This window comes from Corynebacterium sp. S7 (assembly GCF_054401105.1).
Genome location: NZ_CM136760.1, coordinates 2,062,890 through 2,082,626, shown reverse-complemented (window position 1 = coordinate 2,082,626; position 19,737 = coordinate 2,062,890). Strand labels below are relative to the sequence as shown.

Below are 19,737 nucleotides of genomic sequence, written 5' to 3'. Positions count from 1 at the left end.
GTAGGATCTAGAGCCATGAACCTTTCTGAACACTTGGGATCCTGGCCGGTTGATAATGTGGCGGCGGCAATCGTCGGCAAGCATTCTGCAACCTATGGTGACCTTAACCGTGAGTTCGAACTGATGAGCGTGACCAAACTGCTCTCTTCCTATGCGTTTTTGATGGCTGTGGAAGAGGGTGTGTTTGAGTTGGATCAGCCCGCTGGCCCAGAGGGGTCGACGGTGCGGCACTTGATTTCTCATGCTTCTGGTGTTTCTCCTGCGATGCGAAAGTCGCAGAGGGCACCGGGGGAGAGGCGGATTTATTCCTCGGCTGATTTCGAATGGTTGCAGGAAATCCTTGAGCAGGAAACTGGCCTTGCATTTGGCAACTACGCGCTGCTGGGTATTTTTGAGCCACTCGGCATGGACTCGACGGTGATTTGGGGCTCTTCGGGCCACGACGCGCGCTCGACCGTAGCGGATTTGTCCAAGTTTGCCGAGGAGCTTTTGCGCCCGACGCTGCTTGCCGAGTCCACCGTGCGCGAGGCCTTCACCGTGCAGTTCCCGGATCTAATTGGCACTGTGCCGGGATACGGCATGCAGAAGCCGAATCCGTGGGGCTTGGGTTTTGAGATCAAGGGAGCAAAGCACCCGCACTGGACCGGCGACAACATGCCTCCGGAGACCGTAGGGCACTTTGGCATTAGTGGGACGTACTTGTGGGCGGTGCCTTCCTGGAGCGAGCATGAGCTAGCAGGTACGGCCGGAGTGACGCTGACTGATCGCGATTTTGGTGACTGGGCGAAGCCGCTGTGGGAGGAGACGAACACAGCAATCGTGGCCGATCTTCTCAATTGAGTTAATTCGCAAGAATTCCATTGCTAACCTGCGAATTCGGGAGGAAGATGATGATAGGTTAGTCGCTTCGATTGAAAGGACCTATCTAATGACTGTGCAAGAAGCGAGACGTACCCCCACCGGGGAAGCGGTGGCGATCCTGCTCGCGTTGCTTATCGCGGTGTTCGCGTTCCAGCTCAATGCATCGATGCTTTCTCCAGCTCTCGCCACAATGGAAGTAGAGCTCAATGCCAGCGCAGCCCAGATCGGGTTGACGCAAACTGCATTTTTCACGGCGGCTGCTTTGTTCTCGCTCTTCCTGCCTCGCTGGGGTGACTTGATAGGTCGCAGGAAGGTGCTGGTGGGAATGATGATTGTTACCGGCATCGGTTGTGTCGTCGCAGCTCTTGCCCCGAATGTGACAATCCTCTTTCTCGGCCGCGTGATCCAAGGCGTGGCCGGGCCCACTGTTCCGTTGGCTTTGATCATGCTGCGTCAACAGGTGCCCAACGAGAAACAATATGCCCTGTATCTGGGCATCCTTACTTCCGTCAATGGCGGCATCGGCGGCGTGGATGCCCTGGCCGGTGGTTGGTTGGCAGGTACCTTCGGGTTCCGGTCCATTTTCTGGGTCATGGCCGGGTTCTGCATCGCGGCGGTGATTGCTCTGCAACTGTTCACCAAGGAATCTCGTGCGCGCGAGACCTACCCAATGGACTGGGCCGGCGTTGTGCCACTGGCCATTGCAATTGGTGCGCTGCTGACAGCGTTCAACGAGGCTGGCAAGATCCAGGATGCAAACTGGTGGTTCGTGCTGCTGCTTGTTGCCATTGGTGTGGTCGGTGTGATTGCGTTTTGGAACGTAGAAAAGCGGGTCAAGCACCCACTTGTCACCATCGAGTACATGAAGCAACGTCGCACCTGGGCGCTGCTTTTGACCACGTTGCTCACCATGACAGGCGTCTTCGCGATCATGAACGGCCTGATACCAAACCTTGCACAGGATTCGGTCAATGGGCCGGGCCTTGCCGCAGAAGTGGTCTCGTGGTGGACACTCACCCCCTACGCGCTGGCAGGTCTTGCTTTCGGCCCGATTGCCGGCATAATGGCGGCGAAGTTTGGCTACAAGATCATCTTGCAGATCGGCATCGGTGGTTCGTTTATTGGTGTGCTTTTCGCAATCTTCATCACCCAAAACCCAACACCGGTGCTCTTGCTGATTGTCTCGGTATTCGTTGGCATCATGTACGCCGGCACCGCAAATATCATGCTCAACGGATTGGGCATCGTGCTCTCCCCGGCAGACAACCAAGGTTATCTGCCGGGTATGAATGCCGGAGCCTTCAATTTGGGCGCGGGAATCTCGTTCGCGATCCTCTTCGCGGTGGCGACAATTTTCGTGGAAAATTCAGGTGGCTACGCCGCGGGTATGACCGCAGGCGCGATCCTGCTGGCGCTAGCCTTTGTCACCTCGTTTATGATTCCAAAACCCGAAACCATCTCTGACACCCTAGCGGCGAAAGCCGCCTTGGAAGAAGCACAGGGGAAAACCCAAGGAGCAACCAATGCATAAGATCATCCTCGACTGCGACCCTGGCCACGACGATGCTGTGGCGATCCTGCTCGCGCACGGTAACCCCGAGATTGACCTGTTGGGCATTACCACAGTGGGCGGCAATCAGACTTTGGAGAAGGTGACCTACAACGCGCGCCAAGTAATGACGATTGCTCGCATCACCGATACACCATTGCATGCAGGAGCTACGCGGCCGTTGGTGCGTCCTGTTGAAGTCGCTGGGGACATTCACGGTGACACAGGAATGGAGATCCACGGCTACGAGCTGCCTACCCCCGAGGTGGAGGTCAGCGAGGGTAGTGGCGTGCAGTTTATTATCGACACCATCATGCGCGAAGAACCCGGCACCGTCACCCTGGTGCCTACCGGTCCTTTGACAAATATTGCCCTGGCTGCACGCCTTGAGCCAAAGATCATCCCGCGCGTCAAGGAAGTCGTGCTCATGGGCGGGGGCTACCACGAAGGCAATTGGTCCGCGGTTGCCGAGTTCAATATCAAGATCGATCCGGAAGCAGCCCACATCGTCTTCAATGAGCCGTGGCCTTTGACCATGGTGGGCCTGGATCTGACGCACCAGGCGCTTGCCACTCCCGAGGTAGAGGCAGGCATCAAAGCCCTGGGTACAGACGTGGCAGACTTCGTTGTTGGTCTGTTTGGGGCGTTCCGCAAGAACTATCAGGATGCACAGGGGTTTGAAAATCCGCCGGTGCACGATCCCTGCACCATCGCGTACATTATTGACCCGTCAATCGTGTCAACGCGCAAGGTCCCACTGGATGTGGAATTAGCGGGTAATCTCACCGTGGGCATGACGGTGGCGGATTTCCGCGCTCCGGCGCCTGAGGACTGCACAACTCAGGTAGCCGTGAAGCTGGATGCGCCGAAGTTTTGGGCGCTTGTAACTGACGCGATTGAGCGAATCGGTTAGGCAATAAGTCAACCTCAACCCTAAAGTGAAACTTTATTAAATGGGGGATAAAGGAATACTTTAGGGTTGCCGGTGGGCCGTGTGTGGGGCGAGAATCGGAAGTGTCCTTCAGGGACAAAACGAGAATTTTGAGGCCGTTGGGGAAGACGGAACTCGTCTCACACCATTTTTGGCATACATTAGTTTGTGCCAGTTGTGGTGTGCCATTTTATAGACAAAGGATCCCCACATGACTACAACGTTGGCCGCACCCACCGTCACTTGGCAGCCTGTATGCGCACAGCCTGTGGCGAGTGTCCTCACTATCTCCAATATGCCCGTTCAGCTGCGCCCTCAGGTCGAAGAGCTGATGGAGCAATGCCTTTCGCCGGCAGAGCCCGAGACCTATCCGGGCGCCGATATCTGGGATATGCAGTGGTTTACTCGGTGGCAGCCCGACCGCACCACCTTCGGGGCACGTGGAGTCCGCTGCCGTGAGGTCATCACCGCATCCCGCGAAGAAACAGACCGCTTTGTCCATGCGCTCGAGTCACTTGCGTGCGCACACGGCTTCACTGTGTCGGTCGAGCGAGCTTAACTAGCGCTATGTAGCGTTTCCCAAACGGTTTTCGGGGCGGGAGCGTCGTCGATAAGTATCTTCTACAAACTCGCGCTGCTGCGCTGCCTTTTCCTCGAGCTCGGGCGGGACTGTGATGCCTGCTGCGTTGCTGATCTGCTTCTCGAAAGCTAGGTGGACGATTGTCTCCGGGTCCGCTTCAATGTCAAAGAGCGGGGTGTAGCCCAGTGAGGTGTACAACCGCACTGCCTCCGGCTGACGAGGCCCCGTGGTGAGGTAAATCTTGCGGTACCCGCGCTCCGCGGCGGCCTGCTCGAGTGCCTCCATGATTTTGCGTGAGAGCCCTTGACGACGATGCTGCGATGACGTCCACACCCTCTTGACCTCGGCTGTTTCCTCGTCGAGGTAAATGAATCCGCCGGCCGCGATCGGCTGGCCGTCGCGCTGGATGATCAAAAGTGTGCCCAGTGGCTCCTCGAATAGGAGGGGTGGGAAAATCTCCAAATCATCAGTGGCTTCCGTATCCTCGCCGAAGCCCTGATAGCCCTTGTATCGGGTGGAATATTCAGCGTCCAGCTCCTGGAGAAGGAACTTGCCCTCCGGAGAATTGATGTGGGCAGTAATCAGCGTATCTGTCATAGGGCAACAGTGTAATCCATTGACCGGACACGGCCTGCGCGCTAATGTATCCTCAAACAGACTAAGTGGTTCATCTAGTTTAGACAGGACATTTCGGCAATGGCGAAGATTCACTCCTCAATCATCGAGCTCGTTGGCAACACCCCACTCGTGGAGCTGACAAATTACCAAAAGAAGCACGGCCTCGGCGCGCACATCATTGGCAAACTCGAATACCTCAACCCTACCGGCAGCAGCAAGGACAGGCTCGCCGTCGCGCTCATTGAGGACGCTCGCGCCAAGGGCGCGATCGAGGAAGGTAGCACGCTTATCGACGTCACCAGCGGAAACACCGGCATCTCCCTTGCGGGGATTGGGCATGCCGAAGGCCTGAAATTCATCCCATATTTGGAGCCGGGAACCAGCGAAGAGCGCGTGAAAATCTTTGAAGGCTACGGCCTGGATATCCGCTCGTTTACCGACGTTGAAGAGATTGCCAACTTCGAGCAGGAGGGGCTCAACCTCGACGATCTGATCGCCGGTATGGAGCGTATCGCTGAGGAACAGGGTTACTACTACGCTGGTCAGACGGTCAACGAGGCGAACCAAGAGTACCACTACAAAACCACTGGCCCAGAGATCTGGGAAGACACCGATGGCCAGGTGGATTACCTGGTAGCTACTGCGGGAACCGCGGGCACCCTGGTGGGCACGGCGCGTTACCTGCGCGAAAAGAACCCGGACATCACCGTCGTGGGTGTGCAGGGCGCGGAGACCTCGCGGCCTGAGAATGAAAACTTCACCGGCAACATCATCGACGGCACGCTTCCTGTAGGTAATCTTCCAGAGGAGTTCGTGCCAACCTTGATCCGCTCGAACCGCGACAACGGTTTTGTTATGGACGAGATCATCGACGTTGCAGCCGAGGATGCATATAAAACTGCCCAGGAGACAGCCGAAACTGATGGGCTGTTCCTGGGTACCTCCGCTGCGGCCGCGCTCAACGCTGCGATTCAGATTGCGGCGCGCCCGGAGGCTGCGGGTAAGAACATTGTGGTGATCTACCCGGATAACGGCTACAAGTACCTCTCCACTGACCTGTACAAGCGCGAGAAGTAGTTAGGCCTTCTTGTAGTAGCCGTCCTCGAATGGGTCGAAGATCTTGTCGGTGAGGTCAGCGACCGAACCAACGGTCATGGTTGGGCGGTACGGGTAGCGCTCAATTTCGGCGTCATCGGAGATGCCGGAGCGAACCAAGATAGTGCGCATCCCGGCCTCGAGGCCAGCCTTGACGTCGGTGTCCATGCGGTCGCCGATCATCACTGCGCGCTCCGAATGAGCACCGATATTGTTGAGCGCCGAGCGCATCATCACCGGGTTTGGCTTGCCAATGTAGTAAGGCTCCTTGCCGGTGACCGCGGTGATCATGGCAGCTACTGCACCAGTTGCGGGCAAGACGCCCTGTGGGCCAGGAGCGGTGACATCTGGGTTGGTGCAGATGAAGCGCGCACCTTGGATGATGAGGTTACATGCAGTGGTGATTGCCTCAAAGGAGTAGGTGCGGGTCTCACCGAGAATGACAAACTTCGGGGATTTTTCGGTGAAGATCCAGCCCTTTTCGTGCAGGGCAGTGGTCAGGCCAGTTTCACCGATAACGTAGGCCGTTGATGCCTTGACCTGGGAAGAAAGATAGGTTCCCGTTGCGGCCGCTGAGGTCCAAATATTCTCGGCGGGCACATCCAGGCCCATCGAAGCCAGGCGAGCCGACAGATCGCGCTGGGTGGACATGGAATTGTTAGTGAGCACCATAAAACGGATGTTGTTCTTCCGCAGGGTCTCAATGAATTTATCGGCGCCGGGGATGATGTCGCCCTCTTTGATGAGGACACCATCCATGTCAGTCAGATAAGAAATAGGTGCGTTCACACCGCCCATTGTGCACCTTTTACTCGTGCTCCGCGAGGTAAGTGGCCAAGTCGCCGATCGTCGTAAAGCTTTCTGCATCTTTTGCCTCGATGCGCACGCCAAACACCTCCTCGGCGCGGACGACAATTTCGATCCTGGACAGCGAATCTAAGCCTAAAGAATCGGTAGTGGATTCGGCCGTGACCTTTTCTGCATCGACACCGGTGGTCTCTGCAATAAGTTGGGCAAGGCGCCCCTCAATGTCGTGAGGTTGCGCCTTATCTACTTGATCCTCCGCCTGCTCTTGTGGCAGGGAAATGTTGATGCGTTGCGAGAGCTCCATGAGTTCATGGTAGCGGGCAATAGGTCCTAGACAAGATTAAATAAGCCCCAGCCACTTCCAATACGTCGCGGAGAACAACAAGATGAGCAGGTATCCGACGATGGTCAGCGGGATACCCGTTTTCAGGAACTGGCGGGTGGTAAACGCGCCGGAGCCGTACGCGAGCATGTTCTGTGGCGCAGAGACCGGTAGGAGGAATCCGAAGCTGATCACAAACTGTTGAATGATCACGAAGCCGATGCCACCGTTGGGGAGGTCCAGGGTTGAGGCGAGCGCAATGAACACCGGAATCAGTGCCGATGCCAGCGAGGTAGCCGAAGCGAAGCCCAAGTGGATCAGGATATTAAACAGCGAGACAATCGCGATGGTGGCCAAGATTGGCATCTCGCTTAAGCCCAGCGCGCCGAAGGTTTGCTCGGAGAGCCACGAGGCCGCGCCGGTTTCGAGCAGGAAGGTGCCCAGTGAAATTCCCACGGCAAAAACGATGAGCGTTCCCCAGTCGACCTTCTCTTGCGCTTCCTTCCAATCGATCACGTCGATTTTCGGGACAAGCATGAAACCTACGGCAATCACGGTGGTAACCGCAGAGCTGATGGGGTGCAGCGTGCCTTCGGTTGCCCAGAAGCCGAGCAGGACCACCGCGATCACGGCCAGGCGCTTTTCGGCGGCGGTCATCGGGCCGAGTTCTGCCAGCTGCTTTTTGATCAGCTCGCGGCCGCCTTCGATGGATTCGGTTTCAGGTTTGATGGTGGCGCGCATGATGAAAAACAGCGCAATGGACATCAGCACCGACCAAGGTGCTGCCCAGAGGAACCACTGGCCCCAGCTCACGGTCTGTCCCATCTGTTGCTCAATGAATCCCACCGCAACAAGGTTTTGCGCAGCCGCAGTTTTGATGCCGATATTCCAGATAGACACGGCCTGAGCTGCGGTGATAATTAACAAAGCGGAGAGCTTAGAGTTTTTCGCCAGGCCGAAGGCCGCAACCATGCCCAGCAGAATGGGAACCACGGCACCAGCACGCGCAGTAGCCGAGGGCACAAAGAAGGCCAAGATCGTGGAGATGACAATTGCGCCAATGACAATGTTGGAGGTCTTTTCGCCGGCGACTTTCAAGACCGCCAGCGCGATGCGCTTGTGCAGGCCTGTAGCCTGCATGGCTGCTGCCAGGACGAGCGCGGCGAAAACGAGGGCGACGGAACTCGTCGAAAAGCCAGCCATGGCCACGCCTAGTGCCTCGCCCGTGCCCACGATCTCACCGGTGGCGGGGTCTTGGGAGAAGCCGAGGAGAATCGCGATCAGCGCAACGATCATAATCGAGCTAATCGGGTAGACAACGGCCTCGGTCACCCACATGATCACCGCGAATGCGAGCATGGCCAGTGCAATCTGACCTTGGCGCTCAAGCGAGTCGATGGGCAGGGCGAGCACAACGGCGAGTGCGACGAACGCTGCGACAAAAGAAATCGCCTTGCCCGTTGAGGTTTGCTTCTTCTTTGGAGGTGCTTGGTTGGGAGCCTGGTCTGGAGCCTGTGTGGCATCGACGTGAGATGAGGACATAAGACCAAACTCCTTGCACGAAGTAAGAACATTACTGTTATTGACATTACTTCTTAATTAAATAGTGATCTACTCAACTGGTTATGACATTGGCTACTATTAGGCCTGGGTTACGTGTCTAGGATGGATGCATGGAAAACCCCGCACTCTACGCCCGCGCGCTCACCCCGGCTGGTCGCAGGCAGCTCGCAATGGCGCGCGGACGGCTGCACTCCACCCAGCGCACCCCAGGTCTGACAAACTTGGATGCGCAAGGGGTCGTGGACAATAACGGGGTTGGCGTGCACTACTACGAGGTGGGGCCCGCCAATGCGCCGGTGACAGTTGTCTATGTGCATGGATTCACGCTGGCCGCCGAAGCGTACTTCCAACAAGTGGATGCGCTGCGCGAGGCGAACGTGCGCCAGGTGCTGCTTGACTTGCGTGGACACGGGCAAACAGGAGCGGTGCGCCCCGAGCAGTGCAGCGTTGATCTTGCCGCCGACGATGTCTGGGCCGTGATGGAAGACCGCAAGGTCACCGGGCCCGTGATTGTCGTGGGTCATTCCCTGGGCGGTCTGGTCGGGTTGAGCTTGATTCGTCGCTACGCGCAACGCTTCGAGCTGGCGGGATTGATCATGATCAACTCCTCGGTGGAGGAGCTCTCGGATCAGGGCATCCCACAGATCCTGGCAACGCCGGCGGCCGAGGCGGTTTATAACGCAGTGGAGGCCTCGGCTGCTGAGGCCGATAGATTCCGCGAGGAAGTCACCAAAATCCTCGCGCCGGGCCTAGCGGTGGCCGTGTTCCAGCGTGACACCGACATGGGGCTCGTGGACTTCCACGCAGCCATGATCCACGAAACTCCGCTGGAGACTTTCGTGGGATTCTTCGATGACCTGCAAGAACACGAGGAAATTTCCGCAGGCCCCTATCTCAGAGGCGTGCCTGGCTATATCCTGGTGGGTGCGAAAGACGAGGTCACTCCCTTGGAACAGGCGGACCGGCTCAACGAGATTTGGCCCGAGGCTTACCTGCAGGTCATTCCGAACGCCGGGCACATGCTGCCCATTGAAACCCCCGAGGTGGTAACCGCCGCCATCCAGCGACTTATCAAACGGGCAATAAAAAATGACCACGATACTTAGATTTCCCTTCACCGGCCACTGGCTGGCACGGAATTCACCGGCGCGCCGGGTCCCTTCCCACGGCACCTGGTTCGGGGGCAGCGGCTACGCCATCGACTTCATTGGCCTCGACGATCGCGCAAAACTAGCCCCTTGGGGATTCGCCTCCACCTTCCTCACCGAGCCGAATCACAGATTCCCCGGGTTCGGACGCCCCATCCTCGCCCCCTGCGACGGCATCATCGAAGCAGCGCACACACAAGCCCACGACCACGTGGCCAGACGCTCGCAATTCCACCTCGTCGGTTACATGCTCGGCCAAAGAAAACGCCTGCGCGAGGGCACTCACGCGATTACCGGCAACATGGTCATGATCAAGACGCTTCACGACGAGTACGTCTCCCTCATGCACCTGCAGCACGACTCCGTCAACGTAGTCGTTGGCCAGCACGTATCCGCCGGGGACCTACTGGGCAGGTGCGGAAACACCGGAAACTCCACCCAACCTCACGTGCACATTCAAGTCACTGATTCGTCTGATCTCCTCAATGCGAACGCTCTGGAGATGGCTTTCCTAGATGCCGGCAGGGCAGAGGCGTGGTTGCCCGGTGAGAACGAGAAATTCTACTGTTGAGAGTTATTGAGCCGGGCTCAGCTCAGATTCGGTGACCCACTTGTGGTTCTTCATGGTCATTCCGTCAGCGGTGTAGTCGACCATGTAGACGGGCTCCTGGGTAGACGAATCAATGGTCGCGGTAGCTCCCTTCATCCCTGACATGTGATCCGCATTCAGAACAACCTCGGTTCCATTAGCAAGCGGGGCCTGACCTGGATCGACAAGCTCTTCCTGGACAACCCACTTGTGATCCGTGACAGGCGCTCCACCATCGGTTGGCGTGTAACTCACCGAATAGGTCGTGGTATCAAACACCCCGACCACAGTTGCCGGGGCACCATCCATGCCTGCCATGTGGTCAGCGTGCAGAGTCACCTTCGTGCCAACTGGGTAGGCCGGATTCGCAGCCGCGACCATGCCTGCCGGAGCGGCACCGCCATCAGCCGGGTGATCCATTCCCTCCATGCCGTGGCCACTGTGGGCGTCTTGGCTCGTGGTCTCGGAGGTTGCGCTCGAAGAAGAAGTAGTGCTTTGCGACGAGCTACCGCACGCACTCAATACAAGTGCGGCTGACAGTGCTACGGCGGTGATAGATAGAGCTCGTTTCATGAGATTCCTTCTCTCGAGAATTGGTTTGGTGATGCCCTTCAAACGCTATACCCCGGTAGGGTATGGGGCAATGATAGTTTCATGGGAAACCAAAACCCCCAGGCACTCCGTGGGGAGTTGCCTGGGGGAGAGGTAATCGTCGTAAAGCGAAATGCTCTTAGACAGAAGTTGGATCGTCGAGCTTGAAGCGCTTTGCCGCCTCGTCTGCGACGGAGATATCGATCTTGCCCTCTTCAGCTAGGCCGATCAGTGCCGCGACGACCATCGACTCGGCATCGATGTTGAAGTAGCGACGAGCGGACTCGCGGGTATCGGAGAATCCGAAGCCGTCGGCGCCGAGCACCATGTAGCGACCTGGGACGTATGGACGGATCTGCTCATGCAGGTCAGAGGTGAAGTCCGAGGTGGCAATGTATGGGCCCGAGGTCTGCTTGAGCTGCTTGGTAACAAAAGGCTCCTCAGGTGTCGACGAAGGATCGCGCAGCTTCTCCACGTTCTTCTTCGCCCCATCGCGGGCCAGCTCAACCCACGAGGTAACGGAGTAGACCGACGCTCCAACGTTGAACTCTTCCTGCAGGATCTGCTGAGCCTTCAGCGCGAACTGCATGCCCACGCCGGAAGCCAGCAGGGAAACGTTGTTCTGCTTGGTCTCGCCCTTGTCGAAGAGGTAAATGCCCTTGTGCAGGCCCTCGACGTCCAAGTTCTCAGGAGCAGCGGGCTGGTGAGTTGGCTGGTTGTATACGGTGAGGTAGTACATGACGTTCTCGCCGCGACCAGGGCCATACATGCGATCGATGCCCTCGCGAATCAGGTGAGGGATCTCGTACGCAAACGCAGGGTCGTACTGGATAACTGCCGGGTTCGTGGAAGCCAAAACAGGGGAGTGGCCATCCATGTGCTGCAGGCCCTCGCCGAAGAGCGTGGTACGACCTGCCGTAGCGCCGATGACGAAACCGCGTGCCATCTGGTCGCCTGCTGCCCAGAACACGTCGCCCGTGCGCTGGAAACCGAACATGGAGTAGAAGATGTACATCGGGATCATCGGCTCGCCGTGGGTGGCGTAGGAAGTAGCAGCCGCGATAAACGATGCGGTGGAACCGTCCTCGTTGATGCCCTCGTGGAGGATCTGGCCGTCGGTGGCCTCGCGGTAGGACAGCATCAGATCGTGGTCCACTGGCACGTAGTTCTGGCCGTGTGGGTTGTAGATCTTCAGGGTTGGGAACCAGGAGTCAAGGCCGAAGGTGCGAGCCTCATCAGGGATGATTGGCACAACGCGCTTGCCGATCTCCTTGTCGCGCATCAGCGACTTGAAGGTGCGGACAAGAGCCATGGTGGTAGCGACTTCCTGCTTGCCGGAGTCCTTCATCAGCGACTTGAAGGTGCTGATATCTGGAACTTGCAGCGGGGTGTAGTTCTCGCGGCGCTCTGGCAGGTAACCGCCGAGCTCCTGGCGACGCTCCTTGAGGTACTTGATCTCGTCCGCGTCCTCACCAGGGTGGTAGTAAGGCGGCAAGTACGGATCCTTCTCCAGCTCCTCATCGGAGATAGGGATCTGCTGCTTATCGCGGAAGAGCTTGAGATCGTCCAGCGTGAGCTTCTTCATCTGGTGGGTCGCGTTGCGGCCCTCGAAGTTGTGGCCCAGACCGTAACCCTTGACCGTAAGGGCCAAGATGACGGTTGGCTTGCCCTTGGTCTTTAGCGCGCGATCGTAAGCGGCGTAAACCTTGCGGTAATCGTGGCCACCGCGACGCAGTGCCCAGATTTCCTCGTCGGTCATGTCCTCAACGAGCTTCAGGGTGCGCTCATCGCGGCCGAAGAAGTGCTCACGCACGTAAGCGCCATCGTTTGCCTTGAAGGTCTGGTAGTCACCATCGAGCGTGGTGTTCATGATGTTCACCAACGCGCCGTCTTCGTCCTTCTCCAGCAGCTCATCCCACTCGCGAGCCCAGACAACCTTGATGACTTCCCAGCCAGCGCCGATGAAGAAGGATTCAAGCTCCTGGATGATCTGGCCGTTACCGCGGACAGGGCCGTCAAGGCGCTGCAGGTTACAGTTGACCACGAACGTCAAGTTGTCCAGGTCGTACAGGGAAGCTGTCTGGAGCAGGCCACGAGATTCAGGCTCGTCCATCTCGCCGTCGCCCAAGAATGCCCAGACATGCTGCTGGTCAGTTTCCTTGATACCGCGGTCTTGCAGGTACTTGTTAAAGCGGGCCTGGTAGATCGCGTTCATTGGGCCAATGCCCATAGACACGGTTGGGAACTCCCAGAACTCCGGCATGTCGTGTGGGTGAGGGTACGACGGCAGGCCGCCCTGTGGGCGAGAAACCTGCTGACGGAAACCGTCCAGGTCATCCTCGTCCAAGCGGCCTTCAAGGTAAGCACGGGCGTACATACCTGGCGAAGCGTGGCCCTGGAAGAAGACCTGGTCGCCGCCCTGTGGGGCATCCTTGCCCTTGAAGAAGTGGTTGAAGCCAACCTCATAGAGAGGGGCTGCGCCAGCATAGGTAGAGATGTGACCACCCACGCCGATGCCTGGGCGTTGCGCACGGTGCACCATGATGGCAGCGTTCCAGCGCATCCAACGACGGTAGCGCTTCTCAATTTCCTCATCGCCCGGGAATTCAGGCTCGATGCTGGTTGGAATTGTGTTCACGAAGTCAGTTGAAGTCAGTGAAGGCAATGGCACACGCTTTGCCGATGCACGCTCAAGCAGGCGCAACATCAGGTAGCGAGCACGCTCAGGCGACGACTCATCGAGCAGGCCATCGAGGGAATCCATCCACTCGCGGGTCTCTTCCGGATCCGAATCGTGCAAGTACGATGCCACGCCATCGCGGATAAGCGGGAAGTTTGAGTCAGCGTCCTGGGACTTCGAATCAGCCATGAACAGACCTCCGTAATTAGTAGTAGAAAGCTTTTCTAACAGAATACGTCCTTTTGTCCGATTGCGTAACTCTTCGCATTTTTTGTTCGTACCTTTGCAATTGTTCGCCTAGACGGCAATTTTTGGTCCCCAGTATGGGTGTACCTCCCAAATCTGGGAACGAGTTTCAAATGTCTTTTTCCGCGGTTAGGGTTATCAAAAAGTTGGTAAATGGAGAAAACCCATGCTTCGAGTTGTATCCTTTGATGTGATAATGCAACTTTTCTCAAGGAGGACAACTTCAGTGGGCGCCCCCGGTGTCAAGGATTACGGTAAATTGCTCGGAATTGAGGGCGATATGATCGTCCAGGAGATTGGCTGGGACGAAGATGCCGACGTGGAAGTTTCCGAGTCCATTGAAGAGGTCATCGGTGAAGCACTTCTCGATGAAGACACAGACGAACTCTGCGATGTAGTTCTCTTGTGGTACCGCTCGGAAGACGATGATCTTGTCGATGCCCTGGTTGACGCAAGCCGTAACCTCGGCGAAGACGGTCGTATCTGGCTTCTGACTCCAGCTGCAAACAAGGGCAATGGAGTAACCCCAGGGGATATCTCTGAGTCCGCACAGCTGGCTGGCCTCGTGCAGACGAAAGCCGAGAAAATCGGCGAATGGCAAGGTTCTTGCTTGGTCCCTGGAGGGCGCTAAAACACGTGTTGTGCAGGCGTTTTGATATTCCTGCACACACAGTGTTAAAGTTTATCCCAGCGCGCCGATAGCTCAGCTGGAAGAGCAACTGGTTTACACCCAGTAGGTCGGGGGTTCGATCCCCTCTTGGCGCACCAACGTAAGAGCAGGTAGAGCCACTTTCCGAGAAATCGGGGAGTGGCTCTTTCTGTTTCCGCGACGGTGCTTTAGGAGAGCTTTTGCTTGAACCTTCAAATAGGTGCACTTCGCAAGTCTTTGTTTTAAACGACCTGGGCTTTTATTTTTCGCCAGGCGTTAGGTACGGCAGGGGGTCGTCGTGAAGCGAAAAGCCGGACTTAACGCACTGCGAAATCTAAACCCGCAGGTCAAATAATGGTGATATCTTGCAAAGTGCACCTAGTTTTGAGGGGGAAACGATTCCCTAGCCGTCTATGACCGGCTTCGTGTTCAGTCGCTCAAGCGTGGCCAGGCCCATTGAGTCAAGGTCCGAGGCGTACTCGCGGACCTTTCCTTCGAGGGCGGTCAGGCGCTGCTCCTGATCAACGGAGAGTTTGCCCGCCTGCTGAAAATGCTTTAGGCGCGGGTAACGACCGGCCATCAGGGTGCCCCAGTAGACGCGCAGGTCGAGGATCTCTAGGTTGTCGTAGACAGGGCGGCCTTCGTGGAAATCGATGGCGTCGTCCAGGGTTTTCTCCAACATGTCGAGGTCCTGGTTGCCTCCTGGTAGCTCACCTGGCTCGGCGACCTGAGAGAAGGCATCAATACCGGTGGAGGCTGGGCCCAGTGGGGATTCCCAGTAGCGCCTCATGGTCATGGCTTCGCGGGCCAGGACTGGCTCGTTGACGGGGAGTTTGAGAGGATGTTCGTCGCCAAGCAACTGCCCGCGGGACATGCGAATGAAGGTATTCATCCTCGCATGCCGCTCCAGCGTGGGGCGTAGGCCGATGGCGTAGGCCTCGAGGGATTCCTGTTGGAACATGTAGCCGATGTAGCGTGCTTTGGGGTTGATGGTGAAGTCATCAGGTGTGCCACCTGGAAGGTGGAAGTCAACTTCGCGCAGCCAGTCGCGGACGCGGGAGATGCCGGCCTGGTCGAGCTGGATGTCGTCGTAAAGCGGATTTGCCATTGCTAAAAACTCCTTAGAACATCTGCAGGCGGTCGTAAGAATCGGTGTCCTCGAAGAAGCCGCCGCGACCATTGCCAATGATGTCGAATCGATTGGTGATCTCGATGCGCTCAATCCACTTCGCCGAGCGGTAGCCGGTGGACGTTTCTAGGCGCAGACGCGCTGGGGCACCGGATTGCATCGGTAGCTCCTTGTCGTCGTAGCCGGTGGCGATCATGGTCTGTGGCTGCAGAGCCTCGACCTTCGGCATGGTTTCGTAGTAGTAGGAACCGGAGTAGAGGTCGTCGTCACGCGTCATGTTCTGGAAGCTCAACACGGCGACGTCGGTCCAGCCCTCGATGGGCTTAGCCAACTCGATGAGGTCCTTTAATGCGACGCCGTTCCAGCGGCCCACGGAGGAGAAGCCCTGCACGCAGTGGTGTACGGTGTTTTGCGCGTGGCCGTGGCTGATCTCGCGCAGGTCGTCCATGGTCAGGCGCATAGGATTTTCGACGAGGCCGCCGATCTCTAGGACGAAGTCGTCGTCATAGCCATTAGCGACGAGCGCCGCGTAAGCCTCGCTTGACGGTGGCATGCCCGAGGAGCGGTGCTGGCCCCACGGTGTGACCTCTTCGTTCTTGTAAGCCTTTTGCTTCGACGGGAACGTTTTGCGCAAGAAGCGCGTGACAGGTCGGAAGATCGCGTTATGGATGCTGCGGATGATGTGCGGCTGATTCGTCGAGGTCTTGGTGGCCCAAATATTGATCCAGACGATGAAGCCCAGGCCGACGATGTAGATGATGCCAGCAGCGACTGGGTTACCGTCGTGGCCAAAGACCATCTTGGAGGTCTCGTGGCCCCAGCCGTGCAGGAGCACCATGGACACGTGAATGACAATGAAAATCAGGTACGCCAGAAGACCCAGAAAGTGCGCAGTGCGGATGCGTTGGCGGCCGCCCATGAGCTTTGCAATGCGAGGGAAGTGGTTGTTAATCGCAGGGGACTGGAAGGCACCAGTGATCATCATCCACAGTGGCAAGATCACAACGACGAAGCCGTAGGACAGCTGCTGGATCGCATTAAACGGGTAACCGTCCATGGCCGGTGGGACCTGGAAGGAAAGGTACATCATCAGGTCGTGCCAGGCCTGGCCGAACGTATCCCAAGATTCAGGCCAGTAGCGGCGCCATTGGCCCGTGAAGATGAGCACGACCCAGTAGATGAACATCATTGTGACCCAGAGGACCACCGAAATGAAGTGCCAGTAGCGGCCTTGGCCAAGATCGCCGTGGCCAGGCAGTGAGATTGCAGGGTGGTAGTCGTCGTACTCGCCAGAGACAGGGTAGTACTTCGCTTGGCGCTTCGACTTAATGGTGAACTGCGCCCACTGCCCGCCAGCCGGGGTGTGCACAGAGGAGTGCAGCTTTGGGAAGGTGCCTAGGATTTCAATACCGGAGCGGATGAAAAGCGTGATGAATAAGATGTTGACTATGTGTTCGACTCGCAGCCACCAGGGGAAGTCGGTCAGAATTGCAGAATCCATTGTTCTTCTCCTTGCGGTGGTTAGTCGTTGAAGTTTTGGTCATCGGGCCAGGCGACAAGCATGCCGTAGTTCAGTGCCCAATAAATGACCAGGTAGGCGAGGCCACAGAACATGAGCATGTTCCAGGCCACAGCCTCATAGAGGCCGCCACCGTTCCACACGAAAGGCGCGTTCTGGAAAAAGCCCACGCCCCAGATGATCAGCGCTGCAACTGCAGGCAGGACAAGGAAGTCCCAGGTGCGCAGCTTTGTAAATGCGGTAAATACAACTGCGATGGCGCAGAGTGCGACGAGTCCCCACAGTACTAAGCCGATGCCATCGAAAACGGGGTGGCCAAGATAGGCGACATAGCCTGCGCTGACACCGAGAAGAGCGAAGATTAACACAATTAGCGCGCGGGTAGTCTTCGGCAAATTGATCCGGATGTAGCGCAAGAACGGTGCACGCTTGCGTCCGGGTTTGATGTAGTGGTTGACGTCGGTTGTCCGAACGTCGACTTCTTCAGCCACGGATACTCCTATTGGTACGGGGTCGCCGGAGACCGACCCGTGGATGTTGCGAGTTTTACTGTATGTCCGAGTGGCTTCGTTTATCTTGCTTTGACGCTGCTTTTACCCCCGAAACTGCGATGAACAGCCAGTATGCACGTACGGTTTTCCGAGTTTGAGCGTTCGCTTCGACCTGAACTCATTGATTAGTCATACTTGCCTAGTGCTATTGACTGGGCCTACCGGAGAAGTGCCCTGGGCACGCCAGATAAGAACTCGATATCACTCATCGAAAGGAGATCACCATGTCAGCTATGGTCATCTTCGGGCTTATTGCCTCCGTCGCACTACTTTTTGCATTCGCCATGCTTAACCTGGGTAAATGGACTGCAGATTCCTACCCGTACCAGATTCTCAACTTCATCGGTGCTGGCTTCCTCGCCGCTTCCGCTGCAAATCCAATGAACATCGGTGTGTTCATCACTGAGCTGCTGTGGTCCCTGCTTGGCCTTTACGGCATCGTCAAGATTTACCTCAAGCGCCGCAAGTCTGCTTCCACGACCACTACTGCTCAAGCACAGAACTAGAAAGGACCTGTCACAATGTCTGAATCTTTGGCATTTTCCACCGAGATCGGTCTGATCGCCGGCGCATTCTTCGTTATCGGCCTGGCGCTGCTTAACTTCGGCGTCGTCACCGCAGATTCCGTGCTCTACCAGTCGCTGAACTTCCTCGGCGCGATCGGATTCGTCTACACGGCGATCTCACCATTCAACCCAGGCCTGTTTATCACTGAGGCCGTCTGGGCAATTGTTGCCGTCTTTGGTGTTTGGAAAATCTACAACAATAAGAAGAAAAAGCAAGATCGCTCGACTCAAGTCGCCTAGACTTAGCACTTAGTCGCAAGTAGTTTTCAGCCCGCTAGTTCGTTGCGAACTAGCGGGTTTATTGTTTTCCGAACTTGACCAAGCTCGATTAAGGAGGCACCCGATTTGGCCGAACGCCTAACAGCCCAAGGCCACGCCAACCGCAGGCAGCACCTGGTGGAGGTAACCATTCGCGTCATAGCCCAGAATGGTTTGGAAGGTGCCACGATGCGCAAGGTTGCACAGGCCGCGCGCGTGTCCACTGGCTCTATCAGCTATTACTTCGATGGCAAAGATGACCTCTATTTCGCCGCGTTCCTTCAGTTCGCGAATAATTCAGTGGCCACTTTCGAAGGGTTCTACGAGGGCGTTGCCACATTAACTGAGGCTCGAGCAGCCACGGTGCGGATGCTCACCGAAACCGCAAAGGACCACGAGGCAGTGGTACTTGCCACGGAACTCTACTGCGTTTCACTTCGACGCCCCCGGTTTCACCTGATCACGGACCAGTGGTCAAAGCGTTGCCGCGCAGTCATGGAGCGTTATTTCGACGAGGGTACGGTGCTCTCGATCGATGCCTTCTACGAAGGTGTGCTGTTATATCGAGGTCTTCGATTAGGCGAGCTTTCCGACGAGCGACTCGCCCTCACCGTCGAGCGCATGACTCCGCCGGAGAGTTTCCTGGGTTAAGTACTCCGGTTCCCCCGATATTTTTACTTGAACCTTCAATTAGGTGCATTTCGCAAGTCTTGGTTTGAAACGACCTGGGCTTTTATTTTTCGCCAGGCGTTAGGTACGGCAGGGGCGTCGTCGTAAAGCGAGAAACCGGACCTAACGCACTGCGAAATCTAAACCCGCAGGTCAAATAATGGTGATATCTTGCAAAGTGCACCTAGTTTTGCGGGCGAAACTTAACGCGAAAGCTCCGCCTGGATCAGTGAAGCGAAGCCGATCTCCTCGGCGGCCCGCTGATCCACCCACACGGTGAGAGGATTGGAGTGGCAGGCGCCTTCGAAGGTATGCGCCTGCATGCCGGGTTGGGCTACTAGCTGGGGGAGTGTGAGCTCGGCGCAGGTATCCCCGAAGTCGGGGTCGAGGTTGTATTCGAGGTCGCGCACGTCCCATTCGCCGACTTGAAAGCGCAGGGAGCCGGAACGCGTGGAGTGTGCGTCGGGGAAATCAACAAACCCGGAAAGAACAGGTGCGGAACCGGAGGCCTCGGCGAGCTCGGCGAAGAAGGCCAGAAGGTCCGGGCGGGTCGTGCGGGCACTGTAAGACTCGTCGACGTAGACGTGGTAGAAAACCAGGTCGTCGGCTGGGTCGCGGGCGCCAAGCAGGGAAAGCAACGGGCGGCGGCGAAACAGTGCGAGGTCGTCGCAAACGCAGTCCTCGATGTCCTCGTGTTCAATGCCCAGGTGGGCGAAGACGCCGACGCACTCGAGGGTGGCCACGGACTCGTCGATAAGTGTGTGATCGGATTCAGTCAGCACAGGCATGCTGAAGTATTCCGGCAAGCTCATGGCG

Annotated in this window: 21 protein-coding genes and 1 tRNA gene; 12 read left to right on the top strand and 10 right to left on the bottom strand. The window is 57.1% G+C overall.

Annotated elements, in window-relative coordinates:
• The first annotated feature begins 15 nt into the window (after positions 1-15).
• The 4 genes from ACXZ66_RS09920 to ACXZ66_RS09905 all read left to right on the top strand — a co-directional run bounded on the left by ACXZ66_RS09920 (position 16) and on the right by ACXZ66_RS09905 (position 3,900).
• Positions 16-840 (top strand): serine hydrolase domain-containing protein, encoded by an 825-nt coding sequence (locus tag ACXZ66_RS09920; protein ID WP_458748493.1) that lies wholly within the window; start codon positions 16-18, stop codon positions 838-840.
• 88 nt (positions 841-928) lie between these two features.
• The gene (gene uriT, locus ACXZ66_RS09915; protein ID WP_458748492.1) at positions 929-2,392 is read left to right on the top strand and encodes a uridine transporter UriT; all 1,464 of its coding nucleotides are present in this window, start codon (positions 929-931) and stop codon (positions 2,390-2,392) included.
• The gene (gene uriH / locus ACXZ66_RS09910) at positions 2,385-3,323 is read left to right on the top strand and encodes a uridine-preferring nucleoside hydrolase UriH (protein WP_458748491.1); all 939 of its coding nucleotides are present in this window, start codon (positions 2,385-2,387) and stop codon (positions 3,321-3,323) included. The genes uriT and uriH overlap by 8 nt, the downstream gene beginning before the upstream one ends.
• A 229-nt stretch (positions 3,324-3,552) precedes the next feature.
• Positions 3,553-3,900 (top strand): hypothetical protein, encoded by a 348-nt coding sequence (locus tag ACXZ66_RS09905; protein ID WP_458748490.1) that lies wholly within the window; start codon positions 3,553-3,555, stop codon positions 3,898-3,900.
• 6 nt (positions 3,901-3,906) lie between these two features.
• On the opposite strand, the gene ACXZ66_RS09900 is transcribed toward ACXZ66_RS09905, so the two are convergent.
• Entirely contained in the window at positions 3,907-4,518 is a 612-nt protein-coding gene (locus ACXZ66_RS09900) for a GNAT family N-acetyltransferase (protein ID WP_458748489.1), read from the bottom strand.
• 99 nt (positions 4,519-4,617) lie between these two features.
• Between ACXZ66_RS09900 and ACXZ66_RS09895 the strand changes: the two genes are divergently transcribed.
• Entirely contained in the window at positions 4,618-5,616 is a 999-nt protein-coding gene (locus tag ACXZ66_RS09895; protein WP_458748488.1) for a PLP-dependent cysteine synthase family protein, read from the top strand.
• Here the strand turns inward: ACXZ66_RS09895 and ACXZ66_RS09890 are convergent, their stop codons facing one another.
• Genes ACXZ66_RS09890 through ACXZ66_RS09880 form a run of 3 tightly spaced genes read right to left on the bottom strand, consistent with a single transcriptional unit; the run spans position 5,617 to position 8,305 of the window.
• Positions 5,617-6,423 carry an HAD-IIA family hydrolase gene (locus ACXZ66_RS09890; protein WP_458748486.1) on the bottom strand — a complete coding sequence of 269 codons (807 nt, stop codon included), beginning with the start codon at positions 6,421-6,423 and terminating at the stop codon, positions 5,617-5,619.
• Positions 6,424-6,442: 19 nt separating this feature from the next.
• Complete coding sequence (locus ACXZ66_RS09885; protein ID WP_458748485.1) at positions 6,443-6,745, bottom strand: acyl carrier protein; 303 nt, start codon at positions 6,743-6,745, stop codon at positions 6,443-6,445.
• A gap of 36 nt (positions 6,746-6,781) precedes the next feature.
• Positions 6,782-8,305 (bottom strand): SLC13 family permease, encoded by a 1,524-nt coding sequence (locus tag ACXZ66_RS09880; protein ID WP_458748484.1) that lies wholly within the window; start codon positions 8,303-8,305, stop codon positions 6,782-6,784.
• Positions 8,306-8,436: 131 nt separating this feature from the next.
• On the opposite strand from ACXZ66_RS09880, the gene ACXZ66_RS09875 reads away from it, so the two are divergent.
• Positions 8,437-9,432: an alpha/beta fold hydrolase gene (locus tag ACXZ66_RS09875; protein WP_458748482.1), complete on the top strand. Its 996-nt coding sequence runs from the start codon at positions 8,437-8,439 to the stop codon at positions 9,430-9,432.
• Complete coding sequence (locus tag ACXZ66_RS09870) at positions 9,416-10,045, top strand: M23 family metallopeptidase (protein WP_458748480.1); 630 nt, start codon at positions 9,416-9,418, stop codon at positions 10,043-10,045. The genes ACXZ66_RS09875 and ACXZ66_RS09870 overlap by 17 nt, the downstream gene beginning before the upstream one ends.
• A gap of 3 nt (positions 10,046-10,048) precedes the next feature.
• Here the strand turns inward: ACXZ66_RS09870 and ACXZ66_RS09865 are convergent, their stop codons facing one another.
• Together ACXZ66_RS09865 and aceE are read right to left on the bottom strand one after the other, a co-directional pair.
• Complete coding sequence (locus tag ACXZ66_RS09865) at positions 10,049-10,636, bottom strand: YdhK family protein (protein ID WP_458748479.1); 588 nt, start codon at positions 10,634-10,636, stop codon at positions 10,049-10,051.
• A 157-nt stretch (positions 10,637-10,793) separates the two neighbouring features.
• Positions 10,794-13,523 (bottom strand): pyruvate dehydrogenase (acetyl-transferring), homodimeric type, encoded by a 2,730-nt coding sequence (gene aceE / locus ACXZ66_RS09860; RefSeq protein WP_458748478.1) that lies wholly within the window; start codon positions 13,521-13,523, stop codon positions 10,794-10,796.
• Between the two features lie 253 nt (positions 13,524-13,776).
• On the opposite strand from aceE, the gene ACXZ66_RS09855 reads away from it, so the two are divergent.
• Both ACXZ66_RS09855 and ACXZ66_RS09850 read left to right on the top strand, forming a co-directional pair.
• Positions 13,777-14,211 (top strand): DUF3052 domain-containing protein, encoded by a 435-nt coding sequence (locus ACXZ66_RS09855; protein WP_458748476.1) that lies wholly within the window; start codon positions 13,777-13,779, stop codon positions 14,209-14,211.
• Between the two features lie 61 nt (positions 14,212-14,272).
• Positions 14,273-14,348 (top strand) — tRNA-Val (locus ACXZ66_RS09850).
• A gap of 284 nt (positions 14,349-14,632) precedes the next feature.
• On the opposite strand, the gene ACXZ66_RS09845 is transcribed toward ACXZ66_RS09850, so the two are convergent.
• Genes ACXZ66_RS09845 through ACXZ66_RS09835 form a run of 3 tightly spaced genes read right to left on the bottom strand, consistent with a single transcriptional unit; the run spans position 14,633 to position 17,368 of the window.
• On the bottom strand, positions 14,633-15,337 hold the full coding sequence (locus ACXZ66_RS09845; protein WP_458748475.1) for a hypothetical protein: 705 nt from the start codon (positions 15,335-15,337) through the stop codon (positions 14,633-14,635).
• 13 nt (positions 15,338-15,350) lie between these two features.
• Positions 15,351-16,859 (bottom strand): molybdopterin-dependent oxidoreductase, encoded by a 1,509-nt coding sequence (locus tag ACXZ66_RS09840; RefSeq protein ID WP_458748474.1) that lies wholly within the window; start codon positions 16,857-16,859, stop codon positions 15,351-15,353.
• Between the two features lie 20 nt (positions 16,860-16,879).
• Entirely contained in the window at positions 16,880-17,368 is a 489-nt protein-coding gene (locus ACXZ66_RS09835; RefSeq protein WP_458748472.1) for a hypothetical protein, read from the bottom strand.
• Between the two features lie 284 nt (positions 17,369-17,652).
• On the opposite strand from ACXZ66_RS09835, the gene ACXZ66_RS09830 reads away from it, so the two are divergent.
• The 3 genes from ACXZ66_RS09830 to ACXZ66_RS09820 all read left to right on the top strand — a co-directional run bounded on the left by ACXZ66_RS09830 (position 17,653) and on the right by ACXZ66_RS09820 (position 18,903).
• Entirely contained in the window at positions 17,653-17,934 is a 282-nt protein-coding gene (locus ACXZ66_RS09830; protein ID WP_458748470.1) for a CBU_0592 family membrane protein, read from the top strand.
• A gap of 15 nt (positions 17,935-17,949) precedes the next feature.
• The gene (locus ACXZ66_RS09825) at positions 17,950-18,234 is read left to right on the top strand and encodes a CBU_0592 family membrane protein (RefSeq protein ID WP_458748468.1); all 285 of its coding nucleotides are present in this window, start codon (positions 17,950-17,952) and stop codon (positions 18,232-18,234) included.
• Between the two features lie 105 nt (positions 18,235-18,339).
• Complete coding sequence (locus tag ACXZ66_RS09820) at positions 18,340-18,903, top strand: TetR/AcrR family transcriptional regulator (RefSeq protein WP_458748466.1); 564 nt, start codon at positions 18,340-18,342, stop codon at positions 18,901-18,903.
• Positions 18,904-19,124: 221 nt separating this feature from the next.
• Here ACXZ66_RS09820 and ACXZ66_RS09815 read toward each other — a convergent pair whose 3' ends face one another.
• The gene (locus tag ACXZ66_RS09815) at positions 19,125-19,733 is read right to left on the bottom strand and encodes a hypothetical protein (RefSeq protein WP_458748465.1); all 609 of its coding nucleotides are present in this window, start codon (positions 19,731-19,733) and stop codon (positions 19,125-19,127) included.
• Positions 19,734-19,737 lie beyond the last annotated feature (4 nt).